We start from the raw sequence: 24,714 nt of genomic DNA on the forward strand, positions 1-24,714 counted from the left end.
GCATGGCCGATCTCTCGCTCACCGGCGGACAGGGCGCCATCGACCCCGCCTGGCTCAAGCTGCGCCGCAGCCAAACGACCGGCGCAATCGACAAGCCCCGCCGCCGGCGCAAGCTCGGCCCTGGCCGGCCGATCCCCTATGGCGCCGCGCTCGGGCCGGCCCTGCTGCTGATCCTCTGGAGCGTCGGCTCAGCGACCGGCATCATCGACGACCGCATCCTCTCCGCGCCTTGGACGGTAGCGACGACCGGCTGGGAGCTGATCCAGGACGGGCGCCTGCAGGAGAACCTCTGGACCTCGTTCCAGCGCTCCTTCTGGGGCCTGTTCTGGGGCATCGTCGCCGGTGCCTCGCTCGGTGTCATCGCCGGCCTCAGCCGCATCGGCGAATACCTCGTCGACGGGCCGATCCAGATCAAGCGCGCCATTCCGGCGCTGGCGCTGATCCCGCTGCTGATGCTCTGGTTCGGCATCGGCGAGGGCATGAAGGTCCTGACGATCGCGCTGATCACCTTCGCGCCGATCTACATCCAGACCCATGACGGGCTGCGCTCGACCGATGCCCGCTTCATCGAGCTCGCCGAGACGCTCGACCTCAGCAATGCGCAGTTCCTGCGCCATGTCGTGCTGCCGGCGGCGCTGCCCGGCTTCCTGCTCGGCCTGCGCTTCGGCGTCACCTATTCCTGGCTGGCGCTGGTCGTGGTCGAGCAGGTCAATGCCACCAGCGGCCTCGGCTACATGATCAACCTCGCCCGTACCTACGGCCAGACCGAGGTCATCATCCTGTGCCTCGCCGTCTATGCCGCGCTCGGCCTGAGCTCGGACTGGCTCGTCCGCTTCATCACCCGAAAGGCTCTGCCATGGCGCAAGATTCTGGCCGACTGACCCAGCCGCCTGTCGTCGAAGTCCGCAGCCTCACCCGCCGCTATGGCGAGCGCACCATCATCGACGGGGTCGATCTCGACATCGGCCGCGGCGAGTTCGTCGCGTTGCTCGGTCGCTCGGGCTCGGGCAAGAGCACCTTCCTGCGCGCCCTCGCCGGGCTCGACCATGGCGTGCCCGGCTCCGGCCGGCTGGGAACGCCAGATGCCGTCTCGGTCGTCTTCCAGGATGCGCGCCTGCTGCCCTGGAAGAAGGTCGTCGACAATGTAACGCTCGGGCTGAGGGGTGAAACGCCGCGCGAACGCGCTCTGCACGCCCTCGCCGAGGTCGAGCTGACGGCGCGGGCGCAGGCCTGGCCGACGCAGCTCTCCGGCGGTGAGCAGCAGCGCGCCGCCCTCGCACGCTCACTGGTGCGCGAGCCCGAGCTGCTGCTGCTCGACGAGCCCTTCGGCGCGCTCGATGCACTGACCCGGCTGCGCATGCAGGCGCTGCTGCTCGATCTCTGCGCCCGCCATCGCCCGGCGGTGCTGCTCGTCACCCATGATGTGGACGAGGCGATCCACCTCGCCCAGCGCGTGCTGGTGCTCGACGAAGGGCGCTTCGTCGTCGATCTTAATGTCGATCTGCCGGCCGAGGCCGGAGCGCGGCAGAGGCGCTTCGCCGAAGTGCGCAGCCAGTTGCTGAGCAGCCTCGGCGTCACCGGGGAGGAGCTGCGCCGCGTCGCCTGAGCGGTCCGGCTACTTCTTGATCGCCGGGCAGGCGCTCTGGGCGAGCGGGCGGAAGGCCTGGTCGCCGGGGATGGTGGCGACGAGGTCGTAGAGGTCCCATTCGCCCTTCGACTCCGCCGGCTTCTTGACCTGGAAGACGTAGAAGTCGTGCACCATGCGCCCGTCCTCGCGGAGCTTGGCATTGCGCACGACCTCGTCTTCGATCGGCAGCTCGCGCATCTTGGCGATCACCGTCTTGGCCTCGTCCGACTTCGCCGCGACGACCGCCTTGAGGTAATGCCGGACCGAGGAATAGACGCCGGCCTGGATTGCCGAGGGCACCGCGCCATGCGCCGTCTTGAAGCGCTCGGAGAAGGCGCGGGTGCGCTCGTCGATGTTCCAGTAGAAGCCCTCGGTCAGGATCGTGCCTTGCGCCGAGGCGAGGCCGACGCTCTTCACGTCCATCGCGGTCAGGAAGAAGGCGACCAGCTTCTGCTTGTCCTGGCCGATGCCGAAATCGCGGGCGGTCTTGATCCCGGCAACGGTGTCACCGCCGGCATTGGCGAGCGCGATCAGGTCGGCGCCCGAGCCCTGCGCGGTCAGGAGCTGCGAAGAGAGATCGACCGCCGGGAAAGCGTGCCGGACCGAGCCGACATAGCTGCCGCCCTTGGCGGTGACGAGCGTCTTGGCGTCGGCTTCGAGCTGGTGGCCGAGCGCATAGTCGGCGGTGACCAGATACCATTTGGTGCCGGGCTTGGTCAGGTGGTTGGCGATCCCGGCGACCTGGACATAGGTGTCCCACATCCACTGGACGACATGGTCGGGCTGGCAGGCATCGCCGGTCAGTCGAGCCGTGCCGCCGGGGAACAGGCCGACCCGGTTCTTGTCCTTCAGCAATGGCGGGATGGCGAGCTGCAGCGAGGCGTTCGACATGTCGGCGAGCACGTCGACGCCCTGCCGGTCGATCCATTCGCGCGCGATCGCCGAGCCGACATCGGCCTTGTTCTGATGGTCGGCCGAGATCACCTCGATCTTCATGCCGGCGCATTCGGCCTTCAGGCAGTCCTCGACCGCCATGCGGGTCGCAGCGATCGAGCCCTTGCCGGTGATGTCGGAATAGACGCCGGACATGTCGGTCAGCACGCCGATCTTGACGGCGCCGTCCGATATCTCGGCCGCGGCAGGCAGGGCGCCGAGCAATGCGGTGGCGATGGCGAGTGCCGAGGCCAGTCCCTTCATGTGAAATCCTCCCGGAATGTCGTTCGTTGTTGCTAGCGGTCGTGCCAGTGCGCCATCGGCAGGCCAGCCACTGGCGATCTGAAGAAGGGAACGCGGCTGCCGCGCAGGCTGCCGATATAGGCGGTGTGGAGATCAGGCCCGCCGAAGGTGATGCTGGCGAACCAGGGTGCGATCGTCCCACCGCAGGCGAGCATCAGTTCGGGCGTCGCCTCGTCCCGGGCGAAGGCGGCCATCAGCGCCTTGCCGGCGGCGCTGCCACGATCGTCGTCGAGCAGGATGCGAAGATCCCCTTCCGGCGTGATCGCGAAGACCCGGTCGAGCATCACATGCGTGCCCCAGAGATTGCCATGAGCGTCGAAGGCGATGCCGTCGATGAAGGCGCCATGGTCGCTCGGGCCGAAGGTCTCGCGATCGGTGAGGCTGCCATCGGCCCCAACGCGCAGCCGCGTCACCCGGCAGGCGCAGGTCTCGGCGACATAGAGCCATTCTTCGCTGGCATCGAGCCTGATCTCGTTGGTGAAGGCGAAGCCGTCGGCGACGATGCGTAAGCGCCCGCCATCATAGAGCGCGACATAGCCGTCGCGGACATTGGGGCTCATGGCCCGCATCCAGTTCTTCGTCCTTGTCGAGATCGTCAGCCAGATCCGGTCCTTGCTGTCGCGCAGCACGAAATTGACCTTGCCGATCGCCTGCCCGTCGATCGTATCGACCAGCACGCGGCTCTCGCCGGAGCGCGTCATCACTTCCAGCCGGTCGGTGCCGAAATTCGAGATCAGCACGTCGCCATTGCGGGCGAAGGCGAGGCCGTTCGGCAAGGTGCCGGAGACGAAGCGTGCCTCCTCGTCCGCCGCCTCGGCGAAACCGCGGCTCGCCGTCTGCACGATCAGGCTTTGGCTGCCGTCCGGCTTGATATGGACGACGCCGCCGCGTGCATCGGCGCTCCAGAGCGAGCCGTCGCGCTCAGCAAGGATGCATTCCGGCCGCTGCAGGCCTTCGCCGACATAGCCGATAGCAGCCGGATCGATGGCAAAGCCGTCGAGCGGGTTGGGGCGACGCGACATGCCGAGCCCTAGAAGTTCACGCGGTCGCCACCCTTGAGGCCGAGCGTCGCGCGGGCCTCCTCGGGGGTCGCGATCTCGTAGCCGAGCTCCTCGACGATGCGGCGAATCTTGGCGACCTGCTCGGCATTGGAGGTCGCGAGCTTGCCCTTGCCGATGAACAGGCTGTCCTCGAGCCCGACGCGGACATTGCCGCCCAGCATCGCGGCTTGAGTGCAGAACGCCATCTGATGGCGACCTGCCGCGAGCACGGACCAGTGGTAATCCTTGCCGAAGAGCTTGTCGGCGGTGCGCTTCATGAACATCAGATTCTCGAGATCGGCGCCGATGCCGCCGAGAATGCCGAAGATCAACTGCAGGAAGACCGGCGGCCGGAACCAGCCGCGATCGAGGCAATGGGCGAGATTGTAGAGGTGGCCGACATCGTAGCATTCGTGCTCGAACTTGGTGCCGTGCCCCTCGCCGAGCAGCTTGTAGATGCGCTCGATGTCGCCAAAGGTGTTGCGGAAGATGAAATCCTTGGTTCCCGCGAGATAGGGCTGCTCCCAGGGATGCTTCCAGTCGCTGTATTTCTCCGCCAGCGGATGCAGCGCGAAGTTCATCGAGCCCATGTTGAGCGAGCACATTTCGGGCGCGGCCTTGAGCGGCGCCGCGAGGCGCTCCTCGACGGTCATGGTCAGGCCGCCGCCGGTGGTGATGTTCACCACGGCATCGGTCGCCTGCTTGATCCGCGGCAGGAACTCCATGAACACCGCCGGGTCCGGCGTCGGGCGGCCGTCTTTCGGATCGCGCGCGTGCAGGTGCAGGATCGCCGCTCCGGCTTCCGCCGCCGCGATCGCCTGGCTCGCGATCTCGTCGGGGGTGATCGGGAGGTGGTCCGACATGGTCGGCGTATGGATGCCGCCGGTGATCGCGCAGGTGATGATGACCTTGCTCATCGAGCTCTCTTTCCTCGCTACGGTCAGGCTGGCAGGATTGCCACGGCGCGCGTCCAGCCGGCCGAGCCGTTGCGGACCTTCACCGGCAGGCAGCTGATGGTGAAGCCTGTCGCCGGCAGCGCTTCGAGATTGTGCAGCTTCTCGATCTGGCAGTAGCCGGCCTCGCGCCCCGCCTTATGGCCTTCCCAGATCAACGAGGCGTCGCCGGTCTCGGCGAAGCGGCGGGCGGTGTGGCTGAACGGCGCATCCCAGCTCCAGCCATCGGTGCCGACCACCTTGATGCCCTGCCGCACCAGATGCAGCGTCGCCTCGCGGCCAAAGCCGCAGCCGGAATCGACATAGTCGGCCTCACCATAGCGGGCGCCCGCCCTTGTGTTGGCGATGACGATCTCCAGCGGGCTGAGTCTGTGGCCGATCCGTGCCAGCTCGGCGTCGATCTCGGCGGGGCTGACGACATGCCCGTCCGGCAGATGGCGGAAGTCGAGCTTCACGCCCGGCTGCAGGAACCAGTCGAGCGGACATTCGTCGATCCGGAGCGCCGGCGCGCCACCATCCTGCGTCGGGTGGTAGTGCCAGGGCGCGTCGACATGGGTGCCGTTATGGGTCGAGATCGTCGCGAGCTCGACCGCCCAGCCCATGCCGTCCGGAAGCTGCTCGGGCTTCAGGCCTGGAAATGCCGCCGCGATGTCCGTCGCCGTCGCTTCATGCGTGCGATAGTCGATCCTGACCTTCTGGAAGGGCGGATCGGCGGGGACGTCGTTCTCGAGCGGAATCGACAGGTCGACGAGGCGGCCAGGCAGCATGCCGGTGTGTCCTCCCTTGACGCGTGTTCTCTGAGGTTCGAATTTGGACGAACGTCCGACCTATAGCAAGCCCGCGGCTTTCTGGTAAGAGCGGGTTCGCTGGGATTTCCGGAGGACCCGATGTCCGCGATGCCGACGCGCGACCGCATTCTCGACGCTGCTGAACGGCTCTTCGCCGAGCGCGGCGGTGCCGACGGCGCATCCATGCGCGATCTTGCGGCTGCGGCGGGTGTGCGGCTCTCGCAGCTCAGCTATCATTTCGGCTCGAAGGAGGCGCTTTACCGCGCCGTCTTCGCCCGCCGGGCGCATGCTTTGGCATTGGCGCGTGCCCAGGCGCTCGGCGAAGCGCTGGCCCGGTCGGCGCTCGACATCGACGAGATCGTCGCCGCCTTCATCGGCCCCTCCGTCCGCCAGCGCTTTACCGAAGGCGTGCAGGGCGCGGCTTTTGCGCTGATGACCGCCCGCGAGGCCGTCGACCCGCGCGAGGCGGCACGCGGTGTCCTCGCCGAGCATTTCGATCCGACGGCGCGGCAGTTCCTCGCCGCGCTCGGCAAGCTCTATCCGCAGGCGCCGGAGGGCGCTCTGGTCGACGCTTATCTCTTCATGGTCGGCGCACTGGTCATGACCATGGCTGCCGGCGACCGCGCGACCCGGCTCGATCAGGCGCGCGATTCCGTTCCGGTGGCCGAGAACGCCGATCTCCTGCTGCAGCGCCTGACCGGCTTCTGCGCCGCCGGCATCGACGGGCTGCTGCGGGGCCGCTGAGCTGGTCTACTAGGTCGCAGACAAGGGAGAGTGGGTCACATCATGCGCCGCGAGATCATCGAAGTTCCCGTCATCTCCGAGGCGATCCGCCGGCTCGGTGCGCCGACCTCGGCTCTGGCGCGCGCCGGCGACCTGCTTTTCACCTGCGGCATGCCGCCGATCGACACAGTGACCGGCGAGATCGTCAGCGGCGATATCGAGGTGCAGACCCGCGCCACGCTCGATGCGCTCGCCGTGACCCTGCGCCATGGCGGCTCCTCGCTCGACGCGGTCGTCAAGGCGACGATCTTCGTCACCGACCCCGCCCTGATGGCTGGCGTCAACGCGGTCTACCGGACCTATTTCACCAATGGCTTTCCGGCCCGGACCAGCGCCGCGATCCGGCCCTGGCCGCTGCCCTTCGACATCGAGATCGAATGCGTCGCGGCGATCGGCTGAGCCTGCGACTCAGCGGTCCGCCCGCGCCACCACCGTGTGCAGCAGCACGTTGAGGCCTGGTTCCAGGTCGTCCGGGGTGCAGAGCTCCTGATTGTTGTGGGTGATGCCGCCCTTGCAGGGCGAAAAGATCATCGTCGTCGGCGCATGGCGGGCGACGAAGTAGGCGTCGTGCCCGGCCTGGCTCAGGATATCGCGTGTGCGGTAGCCGAGCCCGAGCGAGGTCGATCGGACCTGCTCGATCAGCTCGTCGGCGAAGACCTTGCCGCCCCAGTTCCAGACATCGAGGATCTCGGCGGTGCAGTCGGCCCGCGCCGCCGCCTCGTGCACGGCGCGGCGCACCCGCTCGGCCATGACTGCTGCGGTTTCCGGGTCGGCATGGCGGACATCGCAGGTCGCCTGCGCCCAGTCGGAGAGGATGCCCGGCTTGTTCGGCCAGGCCACCAGCCGCGATGCCGTCGCCTTGCCGCCGCTGCCGGCATGTTCCCAGCCGAGATCGTCGACCGCCACCAGCAGGCGCGCCCCGGCGATCAGCGCGTTCCGGCGCCGCTCCATCGGCCAGGGGCCGGTATGGGCCGTTTCGCCCTTGAACTCGACCAGCATGCCGGTGCTGGCAAAGCCGCCGGTGACGACGCCGACCTGCATGCCCTCGCGATCGAGGATCGGCCCCTGCTCGATATGGAACTCGACATAGGCGTCGAGGGGATGCGGCGCCGCCTCCATCGCGCCGCGATAGCCGATGCGGTCGAGCTCCTCGCCGATCGTCCTGCCGTCGTCGTCGTGCCGGCCCAGCGCCCAGTCGAGCGCATAGGCGCCGGTGAAGCAGCCCGAACCGACCATGGGCGGCGAGAAGCGCCCGCCCTCCTCATTGGTCCAGTTGACGACCTCGAGCGGCCGCCTGGTGCGATGGCCGAGCTGGTCGAGCGTGCGGCAGACCTCGAGCCCGCCGAGCACGCCGGCGATGCCGTCGAAGCGCCCGCCATTCACCTGCGTGTCGAGATGGCTGCCGATCACCACCGGCGGCAGGCTGTCGTCCTGCCCGGCCCGGCGCGCGAAGATGTTGCCGATGCCGTCGATGCGCACGCTCAGGCCCGCCTGCCGGCACCACTCGATGAAGACGTCGCGCACCTCTCTGTCGGCATTGCCGAGCGCCAGCCGCGACAGCCCGCCCGGCCGGCCGGTGCCGATCTCGCCGGAGCGTTCGATCGTCGTCCAGAAGCGCCCGATATCGATGCGCGCAGTCGCTGGCAGACCCATGGATTCCCCCGATCTGGCGGCCAATTGGTGCCGCTTCGATCGAAGGACAATCGGGGCCGCAGCCCGCTTCTGGCAAATCGATATTGGTGATGGGTTTCTCCGGTCCGGGTGGAATGAACAGGCACACGCTCCGGTGTGTGATCGGCGCAGAAGGCGCTTGACAGGTATGCATGCCCAGTGGAATGATTATTCTATTGAATATCAAAAACGGTTTTTTTGTTTCGTTTTGAATGAAGCGCAGAGTCGGCGGCCGCGCTCGAAGTGCGTCCTCCCTTCTTCGCCATCCAGGTCGGTCGCGACGCTTCGCGGCCCGCCAAATCGCCCGACAACCGGCCGATCGCGCCCGATCGGACCGACAACGAAAGCGGGGAACATCCCCGCAAGGGAGGATGAGATGAAGCGTTTTCTCGCAGGGATGATTGCTGCCGCTGCCATCGCCGGTGCGACGCCGAGCGTCGCCCAGAGCACCAGGATCATCGTCGTCAGCCATGGCCAGGCCGCGGACCCGTTCTGGTCGGTGGTGAAGAACGGCGTCGCCAAGGCTGCCGCCGACCTCAAGGTCGCCGTCGACTACCGCGCTCCCGAGACCTTCGACATGGTCGCGATGAGCCAGCTCATCGACGCCGCGGTGAACCAGAAGCCGGCCGGTCTGGTCGTCTCGATCCCCGACGCCTCGGCGCTCGGCCCCTCCATCCAGAAGGCGGTCGCTGCCGGCATCCCGGTGATCTCGATGAATTCCGGCTCCGATGTCTCGAAGAAGCTCGGCGCCCTCTTGCATGTCGGCCAGGACGAGTTCGACGCCGGCAAGGCTGCCGGCGAGAAGCTCGCCAGTATGGGCGGCAAGGTCGGCGTCTGCGTCAATCACGAGGTCGGCAATGTCGCGCTCGATTTGCGCTGCAAGGGTTTCGCCGAAGGCTTCAAGGGCAAGGTCACGACCTTGCCGGTCTCGAATGATCCGTCCGAAATCCGCTCCAAGGTCAAGGCGGCACTCTCCGACGCCAGCGTCGATACGGTGATGGCGCTGAGCGCCTCGCTCGGCGGCGAGCCGACCCTGGCGGGCGTCAAGGAGGCCGGCAAGATCGCCAGCGTCCGCGTCGCCACCTTCGATCTCTCGGCCAACTTCCTCAAGGCGATCGTCGCGGGCGAAGCCGCCTTCGGCATCGACCAGCAGCAGTTCCTGCAGGGCTATCTGCCAGTCGCCTTCCTGGCGCTCAACGCCGAATATGGGCTCGTTCCCGGCGGCAATGTCCCCTCCGGCCCGAACCTCGTCACCAAGGAGAAGGCGGCCCAGGTCGTCGACCTCTCGGCCAAGGGCATCCGCTGAGCGTTCTGCGGCGGCGCGTCCAGCGCCGCCGCTCCCCTCCCGGACGGTTCAGAAGCTGAGGGTGCGCGCCATGACGACGTCGACCGCCGATCTCGCCACGGGTGCGTCCCGTCCCGCCGACCCGGCCGAAGAGGCCCGCGACGAGCGTCTGCGCCGCGTCTCGCTGATCGCCCGATTGATGCGCCGGCCCGAACTCGGGGCGGTCGCCGGTCTCGTCCTGGTGACCGTCTTCTTCGGGCTCACCGCCAACCCGGCGATGTTCACCCTCGCCGGGGTGATGACCGTGCTCTCGCCGGCGGCGCAGCTCGGCATCCTCGCCATCGCGGCGGCGCTGCTGATGATCGGCGGCGAGTTCGACCTTTCGATCGGCTCGATGATCGCCTTTTCCGGCCTCGTCTTCGGCGCGCTGATCGTCGTCGGCGACCTGCCGCTGCTGGCGGCGATCGTCGCGACTTTCGTCTTCGCCGGGCTGATGGGCGCGGTGAACGGGCAGATCGTCATCCGGACGCGCTTGCCCTCCTTCATCGTCACCCTCGCCTTCCTGTTCATCCTGCGCGGCCTTTCGCTGGTCGGGCTGAAATGGGCGACGGGCGGCTCGACGCAGTTGCGCGGCATCGGCGAGAAGGCGGGGCAGGGCGTGGTGCGCGAGCTCTTCTCCGGCCAGGCGCTGGAGGGGCTGTTCGCCTGGCTGGCGCAGGCCAACTGGATCGCCAAGTTTCCCAACGGCACGCCGACCGTGACCGGCGTTCCCGTCGGGGTCCTCTGGTTCCTCGCTATCGCAGCGCTTGCGACCTATGTCCTGCTGCGCACCCGCTTCGGCAACTGGATCTTCGCCGCCGGCGGCGACCCCAACGCGGCCCGCAATTCCGGCGTCCCGGTCAACCTGGTCAAGACGACGCTGTTCGTGCTGACCGCCTGCGCCGCCACGCTCGTCGCCATCCTGACCGTACTCGACGCAGGCTCGACCGATGCCCGCCGCGGCTTCCAGAAGGAGTTCGAGGCGATCATCGCTGCGGTGATCGGCGGCTGCCTTTTGACCGGGGGCTATGGCTCGGCGGTTGGTGCCTTCTTTGGCGCGATCATCTTCGGCATGGTCTCGATCGGCCTGACCTACACCAGCTTCGACAGCGACTGGTTCCAGGTCTTCCTCGGCGGCATGCTGCTGCTCGCCGTGCTGTTCAACAACTTCATCCGCCGCAAGGCGACAGGGGAGCGCTGAACATGACAAACGCAGCTCCGGAACAGGCGCCGCTCATCGAAGTCCGTGACATCGTCAAGCATTTCGGCTCGGTGATCGCGCTCTCGGGCGTCTCGCTCAAGGTCTCCTCAGGCGAGGTGCTCTGCCTGCTCGGCGACAACGGCGCCGGCAAGTCGACGCTGATCAAGACGCTGTCGGGCTGTCATAAGCCGAGCTCGGGCGAGTTCCTGGTCGAGGGCCGGCCGGTCGCCTTTTCCAGCCCGCGCGACGCGCTCGATGCCGGCATCGCCACCGTTTACCAGGATCTGGCGATGATCCCGCTGATGTCGATCACGCGGAACTTCTTCATGGGCCGCGAGCCGATCCGCGGCTTCGGCCCGCTGAAATGGATCGATTTCGATCTCGCCCATGCGGTGACCCGCGACGAGATGCACAGGATCGGCATCGATATCCGCGACCCGCATCAGGCGGTCGGCACGCTGTCCGGCGGCGAAAGGCAATGCGTCGCCATCGCCCGCGCCGTCTATTTCGGAGCCAAGGTGCTGATCCTGGACGAGCCGACCTCGGCGCTCGGCGTCGCCCAGACCTCGATGGTGCTGAAGTACATCAACCTCGTGCGCGCCAAGGGGCTGGGCGTGATCTTCATCACCCACAATGTCCGCCACGCCTATGCCGTCGGCGACCGTTTCACCGTGCTCAACCGTGGCAAGACGCTCGGGACCTACGCCAAGTCCGGTATCGCCATGGACGAGCTGCAGAACCTGATGGCCGGCGGCAAGGAATTGCAGGCGGTCTCCGAGGAGCTCGGCGGTACGGTCTGACTTCTGGCGAACATCCGATCCTTCCCTCCTCTTCACTACGGAGATTGCTCATGCGCGCGCTCGGCGTCGGCCTGATCGGCACCGGCTATATGGGCAAGTGCCATGCCCTGGCCTGGAACGCGGTCGCGCCGGTCTTCGGCGATGTGCCGCGTCCCAAGCTCGCCATGCTCTGCGAGGTCGATGAAGCGCTGGCGGCGCAGCGCGCCGGTGAGTTCGGCTTCATCGGGGCGACCGCCGACTGGAAGGCGCTGATTGCCCATCCCGATGTCGATGTCGTCTCGATCACCACGCCGAACGCTTTCCATGCGCAGATGGCAATCGCCGCGCTTGCCGCCGGCAAGCATGTTTGGTGCGAGAAGCCGATGGCGACCAGCCTCGGCGATGCTGAAGCCATGCTGGCGGCGGCGAAGGAGGCAGGCACGGTTGCGGCGCTCGGCTACAACTACATCCAGAACCCGGCGATCCGGCTGGCGCAGCGCCTGATCGCGGATGGCGCGATCGGCGCAGTCAACCATGTCCGCGTCGAGATGGACGAGGACTTCATGGCTGATGCCGGAGCACTCTTCTCCTGGAAGAGCGAGGCTGCGTCCGGCCATGGCGCGCTCGACGATTTCGGCGTGCACGCCTTCTCGCTGATCAAGGTCCTCATCGGCGAGGTCGATTCGGTGATGGCCGACATGGCCAGGCCCTATGCCGAGCGTCCGCTCGCGGCCGGTGGCAGCCGTGAGGTCGAGACGCACGACATCGCCACCCTGCTGCTGCGCCTCTCCTCCGGCGCCTCCGCGCTCGTCGCCCTCAACCGCTCGGCCTGGGGCCGCAAGGGCCGCATCGCCTTGCAGGTCTTCGGTGCGAAGGGCACGATCGCCTATGATCAGGAGCGGATGAACGAGATCGAGCTCTACACCGCCGAGAGCGCGAGCGATGTCCAGGGCTTCCGCCGCATCCTGACAGCCCCGACGCATGAGCCCTATGGCAACTTCATCCCGGCTCCCGGCCACGGGCTCGGCTTCAACGAGCTCAAGATCATCGAATGCCGCGAACTGCTGCGCGCGATCACGGGGGAACCGGCACATCTCCTCGATTTCGAGGCCGGCCTGCGCATCGAGCGCACGGTCGAGGCTGCGGCCAGGAGTTTCCGCGAGGGGCGCTGGACGACGGTTTGACTGATCGCAAAAGTGGTTCCCACTTTCGCTGGACATGCTCTAGGGGTATCGTTCGTATACGAACGAGGATCAGCGATGGCGCGACCGAGCACTGCGGCCGAGACGCCCGAACCTGCCGATGAGAGCTATGATCTCGCCGAACAGGTCGGCTTCATCATGCGCCAGGTGGCGCAGCGCCATGTCTCGATCTTCAACGAGATCATGGGCAGCGACCTGACGCCGACGCAATGGGCGGTGTTGGCGCGGCTCTATCAGGATGGCGGCTCCTCGCAGAACCTGCTCGGCCGCCAGACCGCAATGGACGCCGCCACGATCAAGGGCGTGGTCGACCGTTTGCTCAAGCGCAAGCTGGTGCAGACCAAGCCCGATCCCGAGGATGGCCGCCGGCTCATCGTCGAGCTCAGCCCGGCCGGCGTCGACTACACCCGCGAGCTCCTGCCGAAGGCTGAGACGGTCACCAAGGTGACGCTGGCCCCGCTCGCCACCAACCAGCGCGCCACGCTGATCGCCTTGCTGAAGCAGTTGCGCTGAGGCGAGGCCGCTAAAGCAAGCTGATGTTCCTCGGAACCCCGCCGTCATCCTGGACAAGCGGCGAAGCCGCGCAGCTCCGGGATCCATCATAAGGTTCCGGAGCTCTACGATGGATCCCGGGCCGAGCTTCGTTCGCCCAGATGACGATGAGAGCTTTAGCCGATCACGTAGCAGTCGCAGCTCTCAGCCATCGCCGTCGCTTCATCGAGATCGCTCGATGCGCTGGCGTGGATGACAAAAAGCGGATCGCCCACCGCGACCCGATCGCCGACATGACGGCGCAGGTCGATGCCCGCCGCCTTGTCGAAGGGCGCACCGGCGCGCCGGGCGATGCCGGCGACCGCCCAGCCATCGATCTCGCTGACCGTGCCGGCCTTGGGCGAGCGCACCGTATGGACAAGCAGACCGGGCGCGACCGGCGGCTCGCGCCGACCCTGCGCATCGATGATCCGCTCGAAGGCGGTGCGTGCCGCGCCGGAGCGCAGCAGCTCCTCTGCCCGTGCACGCCCGGCCGCGACCGAGCCGACCGCCGGGTCCCAGCCGAGGATGCGGCTGGCGAAGAACAGCGCTTTCTCGACCAGGTCGGTCGGCGCCTGCGGGTCGTTGTCGAGCACCCAGCCGACGTCGCGGCATTCCAGCGCCGGGCCGATGCCGCGCCCGATCGGGCGGCTGCCGTCGGTCGGGAAGGCTTTGACCACGAGGCCGAGCCCGGCTCCGACCGTCTCGAACAGTTTCGCGAGTTCGGCGGCCTCCGCCCCGCTTTTCAGCTTGGTGCGCGGGCCATAGGGGAGGTCGACGATGACATGGGTCGAGCCTGCGGTGAGCTTCTTCGACAGGATCGAGGCGACCGACCAGCGGTTCGAATCGATCCCAAGCGGCCGCGTGATCGCGTTCATCACATCGTCGACGACGGAATGGTTCAATCGCCCGTTCCAGGCGATGCAGCCACGCGCCGTCTCGACACAGGCGCGCAACTCGGCCGGATTGAGCTCGACGCGCGCGAGCGCTTCCATCGCATCGGCCGTGCCGGCCGCCGAGGTGATGGCGCGCGATGAGGTCTTCGGCATCAGGAAGGCGCCGTGCGCCGCTACGATCGGCACCACGATCAGCGTGATCCGGCTGCCGGGGATGCCGCCCATCGAATGCTTGTCGACGACGATCTTGTCTGGCCAGGTGATCTTCTGCGCGAAGCGCGTGCGTACCCGCGCCAGCGCGACGACCTCCTTGTCGGAGAGCTTTTGCGTCGCCGCGACCAGGAAGGCCGCGACTTCGCCATCGGGATAGCGCGCCTCGACGATGTCGCGGATCAGCGTGTGGTACTGCTCTTCCGAGAGCTCGCCGCCCTGGATCTTGCGGGTCAGCGCGGCGCGGCTCTCGGGCGAAGGCGTGCGCCGGAGCGTGACCTCGCTACCCTCGGGCAAGCCGAGCTCGTCGAAAGCCTCGGCCGAGAGGCCGATCTCGTCGCCGGCGAGCAGCGAGGGCAGGTCGATCACCTGCACGTCCGAGCGGGTGCTGGCCGTGGCTCCCGAAATCTCGATCCGGCCCGGCCCGAGATAGTCGAAGCCGTTGACGATCTCGCCCTTGGCCGGGAGATAGGCGCAATGCGCTCTGCCTGCGAAGAGCGGCAGCCGGCGCAGCCGCATCGTGTTGGCGGCCGCCTCGACCGCGGCGATGAAGCGCTCGACGCCGATCTCGACGCTCTGGTCGTTGCAGATCGTCGCCGCCCTGATCCCTTCCGGGCGGGGCTCGACCGTGCGCGACAGGCGCTTTTCGATCGCTTCGCCACTCTCGCGCCCGCGCCCGGCGATGCGGGCGGCGAGCACTTCGGGCGGCGCGGTCACCTCGACGACGACGAAGCGCGGCAGGCTGTTGGCGAGCGCCGCGATTGTGGCGCGCGAGCCGTTGGCGATGACATTGCGGCCGGCCTCGACCAGGCGCTTGAGTTCGGCCGGCAGGCCGTAGCGCAGGCCATGGGCGCCCCAGGTGATCAGGAAGTCGCCCTTGGCCTCGCGCGCATCGAAGGCCTCGTCCGTCGCCGCGTCGTGATCCTCGCCCGGCGAGCCGGCCGGGCGGGTGACGACGCGACGCGCGAAGACATAGCGGCCGGTCGGCTCCAGCAGGGCGCGGGCGCCGTCGATCAGCGAGTCCTTGCCGGCCCCGCTCGGGCCGACGACGAGGAAGAAGGTACCGGGCCGCATCGTCGCTCAGGCTTCGTCGAGGCCGATATCCACCGCCGGCGCCGATTGGGTGATCTTGCTGGTCGAGATGTAGTCGACGCCGGTCCTGGAGATCGGGCCGATCGTGTCGATGTTGATGCCGCCGGAGGCTTCGACCTTGGCGCGGCCGGCGATCAGCTCAACTGCCTTTGTCATGTCTGCGACCGACATGTTGTCGAGCATGATCACGTCGGCGCCGGCCTTGGCGGCCTCCTCGACCTGCTCGAGCCGGTCGCATTCGACCTCGAGCTTGGTCAGCACCGGCAGCTTCTTGCGGGCGCGCTCGACGGCGGCGGTGATGCTGCCGCAGACGGCGATGTGGTTGTCCTTGATCATCACACCGTTATCGAGGCCGAGGCGGTGATTGAGGCCGCCGCCGCAGGTCACGGCGTGCTTTTCCATCATGCGCAGGCCCGGCGTGGTCTTGCGGGTGTCGATCAGGCGCGCCTTGCTGCCGGCCATGGCGGCGGCATAGCGGGCGGTCTCGTTGGCGATGCCGGAGAGGCGCTGGGCGATGTTGAGCGCGGTGCGCTCGGCGGTGAGCACGCTGCGGGCGGCGCCCTCGATCTCGACGAGGATCGCGCCCTTCTCGACCTTGTCGCCGTCCTTGACCAGCAGCGTCACCTTGAGTTCGGGATCGTAGCGCTTGAACACCCGGGCTGCGATCTCGACGCCGGCCACGATCATCGGCTCGCGGGCGTTCATCTGGAACTTGCCGGTCTCGCCGGGCTCGATCATCACCTGGACGGTGAGGTCGCAGGCGCCGATGTCCTCGATCAGCCAATGGTCGATCAGGCGATCCGTGGCGAAGCTGTCATACATGGCAGGCCCTCTCTCCCGCGGCGACGCCGCTCGAAACATGTTTGTATGCAAACAATAGCAGCGGGGAAATTTGGCTGTCAATGCGCCATCAAAGCCGTGCTTGCAACCGGCAATCGCGTCATGGCGAGGTCATCTCCGCCGGGTAGAATCATGCTTCGGTGCCGCTGCAAGTAATCTTGTATGCAAGAATTGCCGGCCGTAGCTTTCTTCCCGCCGACGGACCAGCGCTGGCTTGGCCGCGCCGGCTGAGAACGTGGGCCAATCCTGAGATCGGGCGTAGAGTGGCAGCCGTCCCGCGCCTCGCCGCTGTCTTGACTTGGTCTAAGAGGCGCGCCAGTATCGTTTGTACACAAACAAAATCAGAACACCCGCTTTGCGGCGAGGATCAAGCATGGCGCTGGACGAAGCGAGCCCGGTCGCGGACGACAAGATCCGTTGTGACGCCTGCCCGGTGATGTGCTTCATCAAGCCCGGCGCTGTCGGCGCCTGCGACCGCTATGGCAACATCGAGGGCGAGCTGGTGCGGATGGAGCCGCATGTCGTGCTCGAGCGCACGCTGGAACACGGCGGCGAGATCGTTCCCTTCGCCGGATCGCGCGAATGGGAAGGCGAAATCGTACACCAGCAGGGCACCTTCATCACCGCGATCGGCGCCGGCACGACCTATCCCGACTACAAGCCGGCCCCGTTCATCGTCTCGTCCGAGGTCGACGGCGTCGACATGGTCACCGTCGTGACCGAGGGCATCTTCAGCTATTGCGGCGTCAAGGTGAAGATCGACACCGACCGCTTCCTCGGCCCCGAGCAGGCGACGGTTCGGGTCGAGGGCGAGGCGATCGGCCACGTCACCACCGGCGAATACGGCTCGCAGATGCTCTCGCTCGGCGGTGTCCACCATCTCACCGGCGGTTCGAAGAAGGAGGGCCGCGTCACCTGCGACGCGCTGCTCCAGCTCAGCAACGGCAAGGCGGTCGAGCTCACCATCGACGGCGGCGAGAGCGTGATCGTCCAAGCCGGCAAGCCGCCGATCGTCAACGGCATCCAGGAGAGCCGGATGCGCGTCGGCTGCGGTTCGGCGACGATCGGTATCTTCGCCAAGCAATGGCACGGCAAGGTCGACGAGGTCGTCGTCGTCGACGACCACATCACCGGCGTGCTCTCCGAGCACCAGGCCGGCAAGCTGCTCGGCATGGCGGGCACCGGCATCAAGCTGAAGGGCCGCCGCTCGACGCCCGGTCGCTATTTCCAAGTGGCGCAGCCCGGCACCGGCTGGGGTGGTACCAATATCAGCGATCCGCTCACCATTCTCGGGCCGTTCGACCCCAAGGTCGCCTATCCCGGCCTGCGCCTGCTGATGGTCTCGACCACCGGCGAGCACGCCGCCTATTACGAGCTCGACGAGAATCTCGTGCCGGTCGAGACTGAGATGCCGCAGCCGCTGGTCGAGCCGGTCGAGCGCATCGCCGAGAATTGCGAGCCGGCGCTCTCGACCGTGCTGTTCATTGGCGGCGCCGGCGGCTCGCTGCGCGCCGGCGTTACCGAGAATCCGGTCCGGCTGACCCGCTCGGTCAAGGACGCGCTGACCTATGTCACCTGCGGCGGCGCGCCGGTCTATATCTGGCCGGGCGGCGGCATCACCTTCATGGTCGACGTCACCCGCCTGCCCGAGAACGCCTTCGGCTATGTGCCGACGCCGGCGCTGGTCGCACCGCTCGAGTTCACCATGAGCCGGACCGATTACGAGGCGCTCGGCGGCCATATGGATGCGATCCAGCCGCTAGCCTCGCTCAAGGGCGGCAGCCAGCTGCGCCTGCCCCAGCGCCCGGACAATCCCTGGCCGCTGGCGCCCGAGCAGCCGCGCCGCTCGCTCGGCTAGGGCGATGTTGGCCTGTCCCATCCGTTCGACGTTGCCAATAGGGCGCTGGAGCCCTCTCCCGCTTTGCGGGGAGGGTTGGGAGGGGGCCTTTCGAGGCCTCGCCCTTTCCCATCGTGAGCAGGTCGATCGTCGCGGGTGGCAAGCCCCCTCTCCATCTCTCCCCGCGAGCGGGAGAGAGAGCCTGTTGTGGTTCCGCACCAGAGCGGCAGGGCTTAGCGATGCGCTTCGAAGCTCCCTCCGCGCGCTTCCTGCCGGATGGCCGGCGTCTGCTCCTGCAGCAGGGGCCGATCGATCTCGTCATCGAAGCCGTCGGAGAGCGGGACGCGGTCAGGGCCGCGCATGAGGCGGCGATCCGCCGCTTCGACGGCCTGCTCGCCGAGCTTTGCGATGAGTTGAAGCTGTTGCGGACGGCGGTAAGCCCGAAAAGCCCGCTGCCGCTTGGGCCGGCCGCTCGACGCATGCACGCTGCCGTGGCGCCTTTTGCCGAGCACAGCTTCATCACCCCGATGGCCGCCGTCGCCGGCTCGGTCGCGCAGGAGATCCTCGGTGTGATGTGCGCGGCCGCGCCGCTCACCCGCGCCTATGTCAACAATGGCGGTGACATCGCCTTGCATCTCGCCTCCGGCGAGCAATTCCGCATCGGCTTGGTGAAGCGCCCCGACCAGCCGGACTTTTTCGCCACCGCGACGATCCGGCTCGAGGACGGCGTCGCTGGCATCGCGACCTCGGGCTATCCCGGCCGCAGCTTCTCGCTGGGGATCGCCGAGGCCGTGACGGTGCTCGCGCCGTCGGCTGCCATGGCCGACGCCGCTGCGACTGTGATCGCCAATGCGATCGACCTGCCCGGCCATCCCGCGATCGAACGCCGGTCGGCCAGCTCGATCCAGGCCGACAGCGATCTCGGAGAGCGGCTCGTCACCCGTCATGTCGGCCCGCTGGCCGCGGACGAGATCGAAACCGCGCTCGCTGCCGGCCTCGCCGAAGCGGAGCGCCTGCGCGCCGCAGGCCTGATCGTCTCGGCCGCCATGCATCTGCAGGGCGTGAGCCGCACGCTCGCCACCCCTATGATCGTTCAAGAACAAGCCGAGAGGAGACTTGCCCGTGCCTGAGATCGTCGTGCGAAAATACGCCGTGACCGTGGAAGAGATCTTTCACGAGGGCGGCCCGGCCGCTGCGGTGCCGCTGAAGCGCGGCGCGGCGCTGGCCGTGATCGCCAACCCCTATGCCGGCCGCTATGTCGAGGACATCCAGGGCTTCATGGACGATCTGAAGCCCTTCGGTTTGGCCATGGCCCAGCGCCTGCTCGCGGCGATGGGCGGCGACGCCAAGGCGATCCAGGGCTACGGCAAGGGCGCCATCGTCGGCGCCGCCGGCGAGATCGAGCATGGTGCGCTCTGGCATGTGCCGGGCGGCTACGCCATGCGCGAACTGCTGGGCGACGCCAAGGCGATCGTGCCCTCGACCAAGAAGGTTGGTGGCCCTGGCACGCGGCTCGACATTCCGGTCACCCATGTCAACGCATCCTATGTCCGCAGTCATTTCGACTCCTTCGAGATCGGCATCACCGACGCGCCCCGGGCCGATGAATTGCTGTTCGCGCTGGTGATGACGACCGGCTCGCGCATCCACGCCCGCGTCGGCGGGCTCAAGGCGAGCGAGATCAAGGGTGAGGACGGCCTGCGATGAAAGCCCGGATTCGCAAGATCGTCACGGTTCTCGACGAGACCCATAGCGAGCTCGGCCGGCCGGTCTCGCCGCCGATCCGCCGCGCTGCCGCCGTCGCCGTGATAGCCAATCCCTTCGCCGGCACCTATCAGGAAGACCTCTCCGAGTTGATCGATATCGGCGAAGAGCTCGGTGACCTGCTCGGCCGCCATGCGCTCGCCGCGCTCGGTATCGAAGGCGAGGCGGTCCAGGGCTATGGCAAGGCCGCCGCCGTCGGCGAGGACGGCGAGCTGGAGCACGCCGCCGCGATCCTGCATCCCAAGCTCGGTGCCCCCCTGCGAAAGCTCCTGGGCAAGGCGCCGGCGCTGATCCCGTCCTCGAAGAAGCGCGGCCCGCTCGGTGTCGTGCTCGACGTGCCGCTCGGCCACAAGGCGGCGGCCTATGTCCGCAGCCATTTCGACGGCATGGAGGTCCGGATTTCGGACGCGCCGCGCGCCGGCGAAATCGTCGTCGCGGTGGCGTTGACCAGCGGCGGGCGGCCGCTGCCGCGCGTCGGTGGGCTGACCCATGCCGAGGCCGAGGGTGAGGACGGGCTGCGGTAAAAGCCCGATCCGCGTGATAGTAAGACGGAAGCGCGGGGAACCCTCTCCCGGAGGGAGAGGGCAGGGTGAGGGGTAGGCCCGGTGACCAGTTCCGCGAGCGCTCACCGCGCGGTTGGCTTCAGCCCAACGATTCAGCACCTCACCCCTGCCCCTCTCCTTCCAGGAGAGGGGTTTTCTGTTGCGGCTCCCGCGTTCTACTTCCGGGCTCGCGCCACCGCCGCTTCGATCCCCTCCCAGCCCCGCTTCCCGGGCGCGAAGCGCCCGCGCAGATAGGCCGCCAGCTCCACCAGCTGCCGGTCGTCGAGCGCGCCGGCGAAGGACGGCATCGAGCCGATGCCGTGCTGGCCGCCTTCGAGCAGCATGTTGACGAGATTGGCCGGCGTCGCCGCATGCAGCTTCGACGACAGGCCGAGCGCCGGTCCGGCATTGAGCAATGGCGCGGCGCGGCCTGTCTCGTGGCAGGCGGCGCAAGCCCCTTCATAGAGACGCGCGGCAGGCGAGGTTGCGGGATTGGCAGCCCGCGCCGTCTGCTGCCCGACCCGCGCCGCCAGCGCCTCGGCTTCAGCTGCGGGTAGAGGTTCGTTCAAGGAGGCGAGATAGCTCGCCATCGCCCGGATATCGGCATCGGGCAATTCCCTGAGCTCGGCGATGACAGGCGCCATCGGCCCCGCCGCCGCGCCATGATGCTGCGAGGTGCCGGTCTTCAGATAGGCGTAGAGCTCGGCCCCGCTCCAGGGGATCGGCCCGGCCGAGAGCTTCGTCAGCGCCGGCGCTTCCCAGCCCTCGGCTTGGCCGCCAGCGAGATAGGCGCTGCCGCCCTTCTCCGCGCCGAGCGCATTGCGCGGCGTGTGGCAGGCGCCGCAATGGCCGAGCCCGTCGACGAGATAGCGCCCGCGATTCCATGCGACAGAGCGGGCCGGATCGGGCGTCAGCTCGCCTTGCCGGTTGAACAGCAGGTTCCAGCCGGCCATCAGCGGGCGCAGATTGAAGGGGAAGGTGAGCCGGCTCGTCTCATTCTCCTGCCGCACCGCCGGCTGCGACATCAGGAAGGCGTAGAGCGCCTGCAGATCGGCCTCGCTCGTCTTGGCGAAACTCGGATAGGGGAAGGCCGGGTAGAGCTGACGGCCGTCGCGATGCAGGCCGGCGCGCATCGCCCGCTCGAAGGCGGCATAGGACCAGTTGCCGATGCCGGTCTCCGGATCGGGCGTGATGTTGGTGGTCAGCACCGTGCCGAAGGGGGTCGGCAGGGCAAGCCCGCCAGCATAGGGCACGCCATCCTTCGTCGTATGGCAGACCGCGCAGGCGCCGAGCGCCGCGAGCTGGCGGCCGCGCTCGATCGTCGCCGCCGACCAGGTCGACGGGTCCGGCCGGGCGATCGGCGCGATCGAAGGTGCGAAGGCCAGCGACACCGCGGCGAAGGTCGCGGCGCCCGCCACGGCGGCGCCGAGCTTGCTCCACCAGGGCAGGCGTTTTGCCGGCTCGCGCGGCGGGGCTTTAAGCAGCTTCGTGCCGTTGAGGCCGGCGAGCACCCGCTCCGGCGTCAGCGGCAATTCGCGGAAGCGTACCCCGGTCGCGTCGAAGACGGCATTGACGATCGCCGCTGCGCTCGGGACGGAGGCCGACTCGCCCGCGCCCATCGGCGGCAGATGCTGCCTGTCCATCAACATGACGTCGATCGTCGGCAATTCCGGAAAGGTCAGCACCGGATAGGAGCCCCAGTCGCGGCTGGCGACGGCGGTCGTTTGCGAGAAGCTCACCTCCTCGCGCAGCACGCGGCTGGTCGATTGCAGGACATTGCCGTGGATCTGGTGCGTCACCCCGGCGGGATTGACCATCATGCCGGTATCCTGGCCGACGGTGACGCGATTGACGGTGACTTCGCCCGTCATGCGGTTGACCGCGACATCGGCGACCCAGGCGGCCCAGGCGGCGCCGACGCCCGGCCAGCTGCCATGGACATAGCGGGCTTGGGCGAAGCCGCGCCCGCGCAGCACCTCACCATCGGCCTGCATGCGCGGGCCGACATGCGGCTGCCAGTTGGCGCGCTCGGCGGTCGCCCGCGTCAGTTCGGCGGCGCGTTCGTCATTGATGTGGCGCAGGCGGAACTCGACAGGGTCGACGCCGGCCTCATGCGCGAGCTCGTCGATATAGCTTTCATGGGCGAAGACGTTCGGCATCGCCGAGACGCCGCGCAGCCAGGACGCCCGCACGATCGGCGGCATGTCATAGGCCGTCAGCCGCATGTTCTCGTAATTATACGAGGGCATCGCAGTGCGATCACCCATCCGTAGCGTTGCCGGCTGGTTCGGGATGCGCCCGGTCAGCAGCAGCGCCAGGGTCGGGGCGGCATTGGACGGGTACCAGGTGTGGAAGTCGTAGGCCTTGAGCGAGCCGCCCGGCCCGAGCCCGCCCTTGATGTCGATCAGCTGGGCCGCGCCCTTCGGCTCCCAGAGATGCTCCTGCTCGCGGGTGAGCTGGACCCGCACCGGCGCACCGACCGCGCGTGACAACAGCACCGCGTCGGCGACGACGTCGTCGGCGCAGTTGCGGCCATAGCAGCCGGCGGCCTCGAAGCGGATGACCTCGATCCGCTCCTTCGGCAGGCCGGTGAGCACGGCAAGGTCGTCCTGCAGCGGATAGGGGTTCTGGCTGCCGGTCCAGACGGTGATCCCGTCCGCGCGCACATCGGCGACGGCGCAGGACGGGCCGATCGAGCCGTGCATGTGGTAGGGCCAGACGTAAGATCGGTCGAGCCGGGTCTCGAGGCCCTCCAGCGCCGCCTCGACATCGCCCTCCTCGGCCAAAAGGCGCGGCGTCGAAGGATGGGTGCGCAGCGCCTGGCCGAGATCGGAGAGGTCGGGCGGCGTGAACGCGCGCCATTGCGTGGTGAGCTTCAGCGCCGCTTCCGCCGCCTGCTCCTCGCGCTCGGCGACGATGCCGATGAAGTCGCCCTCGACCACCACGGCACGGATGCCGGGCACGTCGGCGATAGAGTCGCGATCGACCGAAATCAGGCTCCGGCCAACGAAATCGCCGGCATCCATGCCAGCATAGGGTGGGCGCACCACCCGGCCATGCAGCATGCCGGCGACGCGGACATCGTGGACGTAGGCGAAGCTGCCGGTGACCTTGGCCGGGATGTCGACGCGCGCGACCGAGCGGCCGACGAGCTTGTGCTGGTCGACCTGCTTGAAGTCAGCACTCTCGGCCAGCGGCAGCAGGATGCGCTCATTGGCGAGCAGCGTGTCGAGGGTGATGGCGAGGACCGTCTCGCCCTTGCGCGAGATCACGCCCTCGCTCAGCGCGATCTCGTCCTCGCCGCAGCTCAGCGCGGCAGCTGCGAGCGTGATCAATCTGGCCCGGATCTGGGTCGCCGCGATCCGGATCGCCAGCGAGGTAACCTGGATCGTCTCGCTGGCGATGGTCGGGCCCTGATCGGGCGTCTCGGTGGTGTCGCCGAGCACCATCTCGACTGCCGCAAGCGGGAAATCGAGCTCCTCCGCCACCATCTGGGCCAGCGCCGTGCGGATGCCGGTACCGAGGTCGACATGGCCGTTGAATGCGAGGACGCGCCCCTCCGCCGTCAGGCAGACATGCAGGTCGAGCCCATCCTCCGGCGCGGCGTCCGCGGCTGCGCCCTTGCGCGGCGCCACAACGCCGATCACGCCGGCGCGCTTCAACAGCGCCTTGCGGGAGAGGGGCTCGCTCATGGCGCCGCTGCGTCCTGCCGACCGCGTTCGGCGGCGAGCATCACCGCCCTGACGATCTCGACATGGGTGCCGCAGCGGCAGAGATTGTGGCGCAGCGCCTCGCGCACCTCCGCTTCGCTCGGGTTCGGCTGGGCATCGAGGAAAGCCTTCGCCGTCATCACCATGCCGGCGATGCAGTAGCCGCACTGCGCCGCCTGCGCATCGATGAAGGCCTGCTGGATTAGGTGCGGCGCTTCCACGCTGCCTAGCCCTTCGAGCGTGACGATCTGGCGCTCCACCGCCAGCCTGACCGGCAGGGCGCAGGCGCGCGCCGCCTGGCCGTCGATCAGCACCGTGCAGGCGCCGCATTCGCCAAGGCCGCAGCCGAATTTCGGACTGTTGAGCGCGAGGTCATTGCGCAGGAAGAACAGCAGCGGCGTCTGGGCTTCGCCCTCGACCTCATGGCTCGCGCCGTTGACGCGAAGCGTGAAGCGCCGCGTCGCCCTCATGGCTCGCCCGAGCGGGGCGAGGCGCGCCTGTTCATCCTGATCGTCACGGCCACCAAGATCATTCGTATACGAATGAGAATAATGACAAATCGAACTGCCCCGCAAGCGGGATCTTGGTGGGGAGGCCCACTCCGTCATGCTCGGGCTTGACCCGAGCATCTCAGGCCGGAGGAGGCTCCGATCGGCGCCTTCTTGTCCTGGGATTCCCGGGTCTGCGC

General features: G+C 67.9%; 22 protein-coding genes. 13 read left to right on the forward strand and 9 right to left on the reverse strand.

Annotation, left to right across the window (positions count from 1 at the left end; genetic code table 11):
* Positions 1–2: 2 nt before the first annotated feature.
* Positions 3–881 carry an ABC transporter permease gene (locus tag QO058_RS17325; protein WP_284167523.1) on the forward strand — a complete coding sequence of 293 codons (879 nt, stop codon included), beginning with the start codon at positions 3–5 and terminating at the stop codon, positions 879–881.
* Positions 857–1,606 carry an ABC transporter ATP-binding protein gene (locus tag QO058_RS17330; RefSeq protein ID WP_284167524.1) on the forward strand — a complete coding sequence of 250 codons (750 nt, stop codon included), beginning with the start codon at positions 857–859 and terminating at the stop codon, positions 1,604–1,606. Before QO058_RS17325 ends, QO058_RS17330 begins: the two co-directional genes overlap by 25 nt.
* A gap of 9 nt (positions 1,607–1,615) precedes the next feature.
* Here QO058_RS17330 and QO058_RS17335 read toward each other — a convergent pair whose 3' ends face one another.
* From QO058_RS17335 to QO058_RS17350, 4 genes are read right to left on the reverse strand one after another with little or no spacing between them, the layout of a single operon-like run.
* Positions 1,616–2,824 carry an ABC transporter substrate-binding protein gene (locus tag QO058_RS17335; RefSeq protein WP_284167525.1) on the reverse strand — a complete coding sequence of 403 codons (1,209 nt, stop codon included), beginning with the start codon at positions 2,822–2,824 and terminating at the stop codon, positions 1,616–1,618.
* Positions 2,825–2,856: 32 nt separating this feature from the next.
* Positions 2,857–3,885: an SMP-30/gluconolactonase/LRE family protein gene (locus QO058_RS17340; protein WP_284167526.1), complete on the reverse strand. Its 1,029-nt coding sequence runs from the start codon at positions 3,883–3,885 to the stop codon at positions 2,857–2,859.
* A gap of 8 nt (positions 3,886–3,893) precedes the next feature.
* The gene (gene kce / locus QO058_RS17345) at positions 3,894–4,820 is read right to left on the reverse strand and encodes a 3,5-dioxohexanoate:acetyl-CoA acetone transferase (protein ID WP_284167527.1); all 927 of its coding nucleotides are present in this window, start codon (positions 4,818–4,820) and stop codon (positions 3,894–3,896) included.
* A gap of 23 nt (positions 4,821–4,843) precedes the next feature.
* Complete coding sequence (locus QO058_RS17350; protein WP_432211947.1) at positions 4,844–5,623, reverse strand: cyclase family protein; 780 nt, start codon at positions 5,621–5,623, stop codon at positions 4,844–4,846.
* A gap of 120 nt (positions 5,624–5,743) precedes the next feature.
* On the opposite strand from QO058_RS17350, the gene QO058_RS17355 reads away from it, so the two are divergent.
* A complete protein-coding gene (locus tag QO058_RS17355) occupies positions 5,744–6,388 on the forward strand; it encodes a TetR/AcrR family transcriptional regulator (protein ID WP_284167528.1) in 645 nt (214 codons plus the stop codon).
* 42 nt (positions 6,389–6,430) lie between these two features.
* Positions 6,431–6,826: a RidA family protein gene (locus QO058_RS17360; RefSeq protein WP_284167529.1), complete on the forward strand. Its 396-nt coding sequence runs from the start codon at positions 6,431–6,433 to the stop codon at positions 6,824–6,826.
* A 9-nt stretch (positions 6,827–6,835) separates the two neighbouring features.
* Here the strand turns inward: QO058_RS17360 and QO058_RS17365 are convergent, their stop codons facing one another.
* Positions 6,836–8,080: a Zn-dependent hydrolase gene (locus QO058_RS17365; RefSeq protein ID WP_284167530.1), complete on the reverse strand. Its 1,245-nt coding sequence runs from the start codon at positions 8,078–8,080 to the stop codon at positions 6,836–6,838.
* Positions 8,081–8,474: 394 nt separating this feature from the next.
* On the opposite strand from QO058_RS17365, the gene QO058_RS17370 reads away from it, so the two are divergent.
* The 5 genes from QO058_RS17370 (at position 8,475) to QO058_RS17390 (ending at position 13,117) form a co-directional block, all read left to right on the forward strand.
* On the forward strand, positions 8,475–9,404 hold the full coding sequence (locus tag QO058_RS17370) for a sugar ABC transporter substrate-binding protein (protein ID WP_284167531.1): 930 nt from the start codon (positions 8,475–8,477) through the stop codon (positions 9,402–9,404).
* Between the two features lie 70 nt (positions 9,405–9,474).
* Positions 9,475–10,623: an ABC transporter permease gene (locus QO058_RS17375; RefSeq protein ID WP_284167532.1), complete on the forward strand. Its 1,149-nt coding sequence runs from the start codon at positions 9,475–9,477 to the stop codon at positions 10,621–10,623.
* Between the two features lie 2 nt (positions 10,624–10,625).
* Complete coding sequence (locus QO058_RS17380; RefSeq protein ID WP_284167533.1) at positions 10,626–11,423, forward strand: ATP-binding cassette domain-containing protein; 798 nt, start codon at positions 10,626–10,628, stop codon at positions 11,421–11,423.
* 50 nt (positions 11,424–11,473) lie between these two features.
* Entirely contained in the window at positions 11,474–12,586 is a 1,113-nt protein-coding gene (locus QO058_RS17385; protein WP_284167534.1) for a Gfo/Idh/MocA family protein, read from the forward strand.
* Positions 12,587–12,661: 75 nt separating this feature from the next.
* Positions 12,662–13,117: a MarR family winged helix-turn-helix transcriptional regulator gene (locus tag QO058_RS17390; protein ID WP_284167535.1), complete on the forward strand. Its 456-nt coding sequence runs from the start codon at positions 12,662–12,664 to the stop codon at positions 13,115–13,117.
* A gap of 155 nt (positions 13,118–13,272) precedes the next feature.
* Here QO058_RS17390 and phnN read toward each other — a convergent pair whose 3' ends face one another.
* A complete protein-coding gene (phnN, locus tag QO058_RS17395) occupies positions 13,273–15,315 on the reverse strand; it encodes a phosphonate metabolism protein/1,5-bisphosphokinase (PRPP-forming) PhnN (RefSeq protein ID WP_284167536.1) in 2,043 nt (680 codons plus the stop codon).
* 6 nt (positions 15,316–15,321) lie between these two features.
* Entirely contained in the window at positions 15,322–16,155 is an 834-nt protein-coding gene (gene nadC / locus QO058_RS17400; protein WP_126114391.1) for a carboxylating nicotinate-nucleotide diphosphorylase, read from the reverse strand.
* Positions 16,156–16,546: 391 nt separating this feature from the next.
* Here nadC and QO058_RS17405 point away from each other — a divergent pair, with 391 nt between their 5' ends.
* From QO058_RS17405 to QO058_RS17420, 4 genes are all read left to right on the forward strand, one after another.
* Positions 16,547–18,031 carry a 6-hydroxynicotinate reductase gene (locus QO058_RS17405; protein ID WP_284167537.1) on the forward strand — a complete coding sequence of 495 codons (1,485 nt, stop codon included), beginning with the start codon at positions 16,547–16,549 and terminating at the stop codon, positions 18,029–18,031.
* Positions 18,032–18,249: 218 nt separating this feature from the next.
* Entirely contained in the window at positions 18,250–19,140 is an 891-nt protein-coding gene (locus QO058_RS17410; RefSeq protein ID WP_284167538.1) for a UPF0280 family protein, read from the forward strand.
* Positions 19,133–19,717: an amino acid synthesis family protein gene (locus tag QO058_RS17415; protein ID WP_284167539.1), complete on the forward strand. Its 585-nt coding sequence runs from the start codon at positions 19,133–19,135 to the stop codon at positions 19,715–19,717. The genes QO058_RS17410 and QO058_RS17415 overlap by 8 nt, the downstream gene beginning before the upstream one ends.
* A complete protein-coding gene (locus tag QO058_RS17420) occupies positions 19,714–20,298 on the forward strand; it encodes an amino acid synthesis family protein (RefSeq protein ID WP_284167540.1) in 585 nt (194 codons plus the stop codon). Before QO058_RS17415 ends, QO058_RS17420 begins: the two co-directional genes overlap by 4 nt.
* 194 nt (positions 20,299–20,492) lie before the next feature.
* Here QO058_RS17420 and QO058_RS17425 read toward each other — a convergent pair whose 3' ends face one another.
* Both QO058_RS17425 and QO058_RS17430 read right to left on the reverse strand, forming a co-directional pair.
* On the reverse strand, positions 20,493–24,008 hold the full coding sequence (locus QO058_RS17425) for a molybdopterin cofactor-binding domain-containing protein (RefSeq protein WP_284167541.1): 3,516 nt from the start codon (positions 24,006–24,008) through the stop codon (positions 20,493–20,495).
* Entirely contained in the window at positions 24,005–24,496 is a 492-nt protein-coding gene (locus QO058_RS17430; protein ID WP_284167542.1) for a (2Fe-2S)-binding protein, read from the reverse strand. Before QO058_RS17430 ends, QO058_RS17425 begins: the two co-directional genes overlap by 4 nt.
* Between the last annotated feature and the right edge of the window lie 218 nt (positions 24,497–24,714).

This window comes from Bosea vestrisii, from assembly GCF_030144325.1.
Classification (GTDB): Bacteria; Pseudomonadota; Alphaproteobacteria; order Rhizobiales; family Beijerinckiaceae; genus Allobosea; species Allobosea vestrisii_A.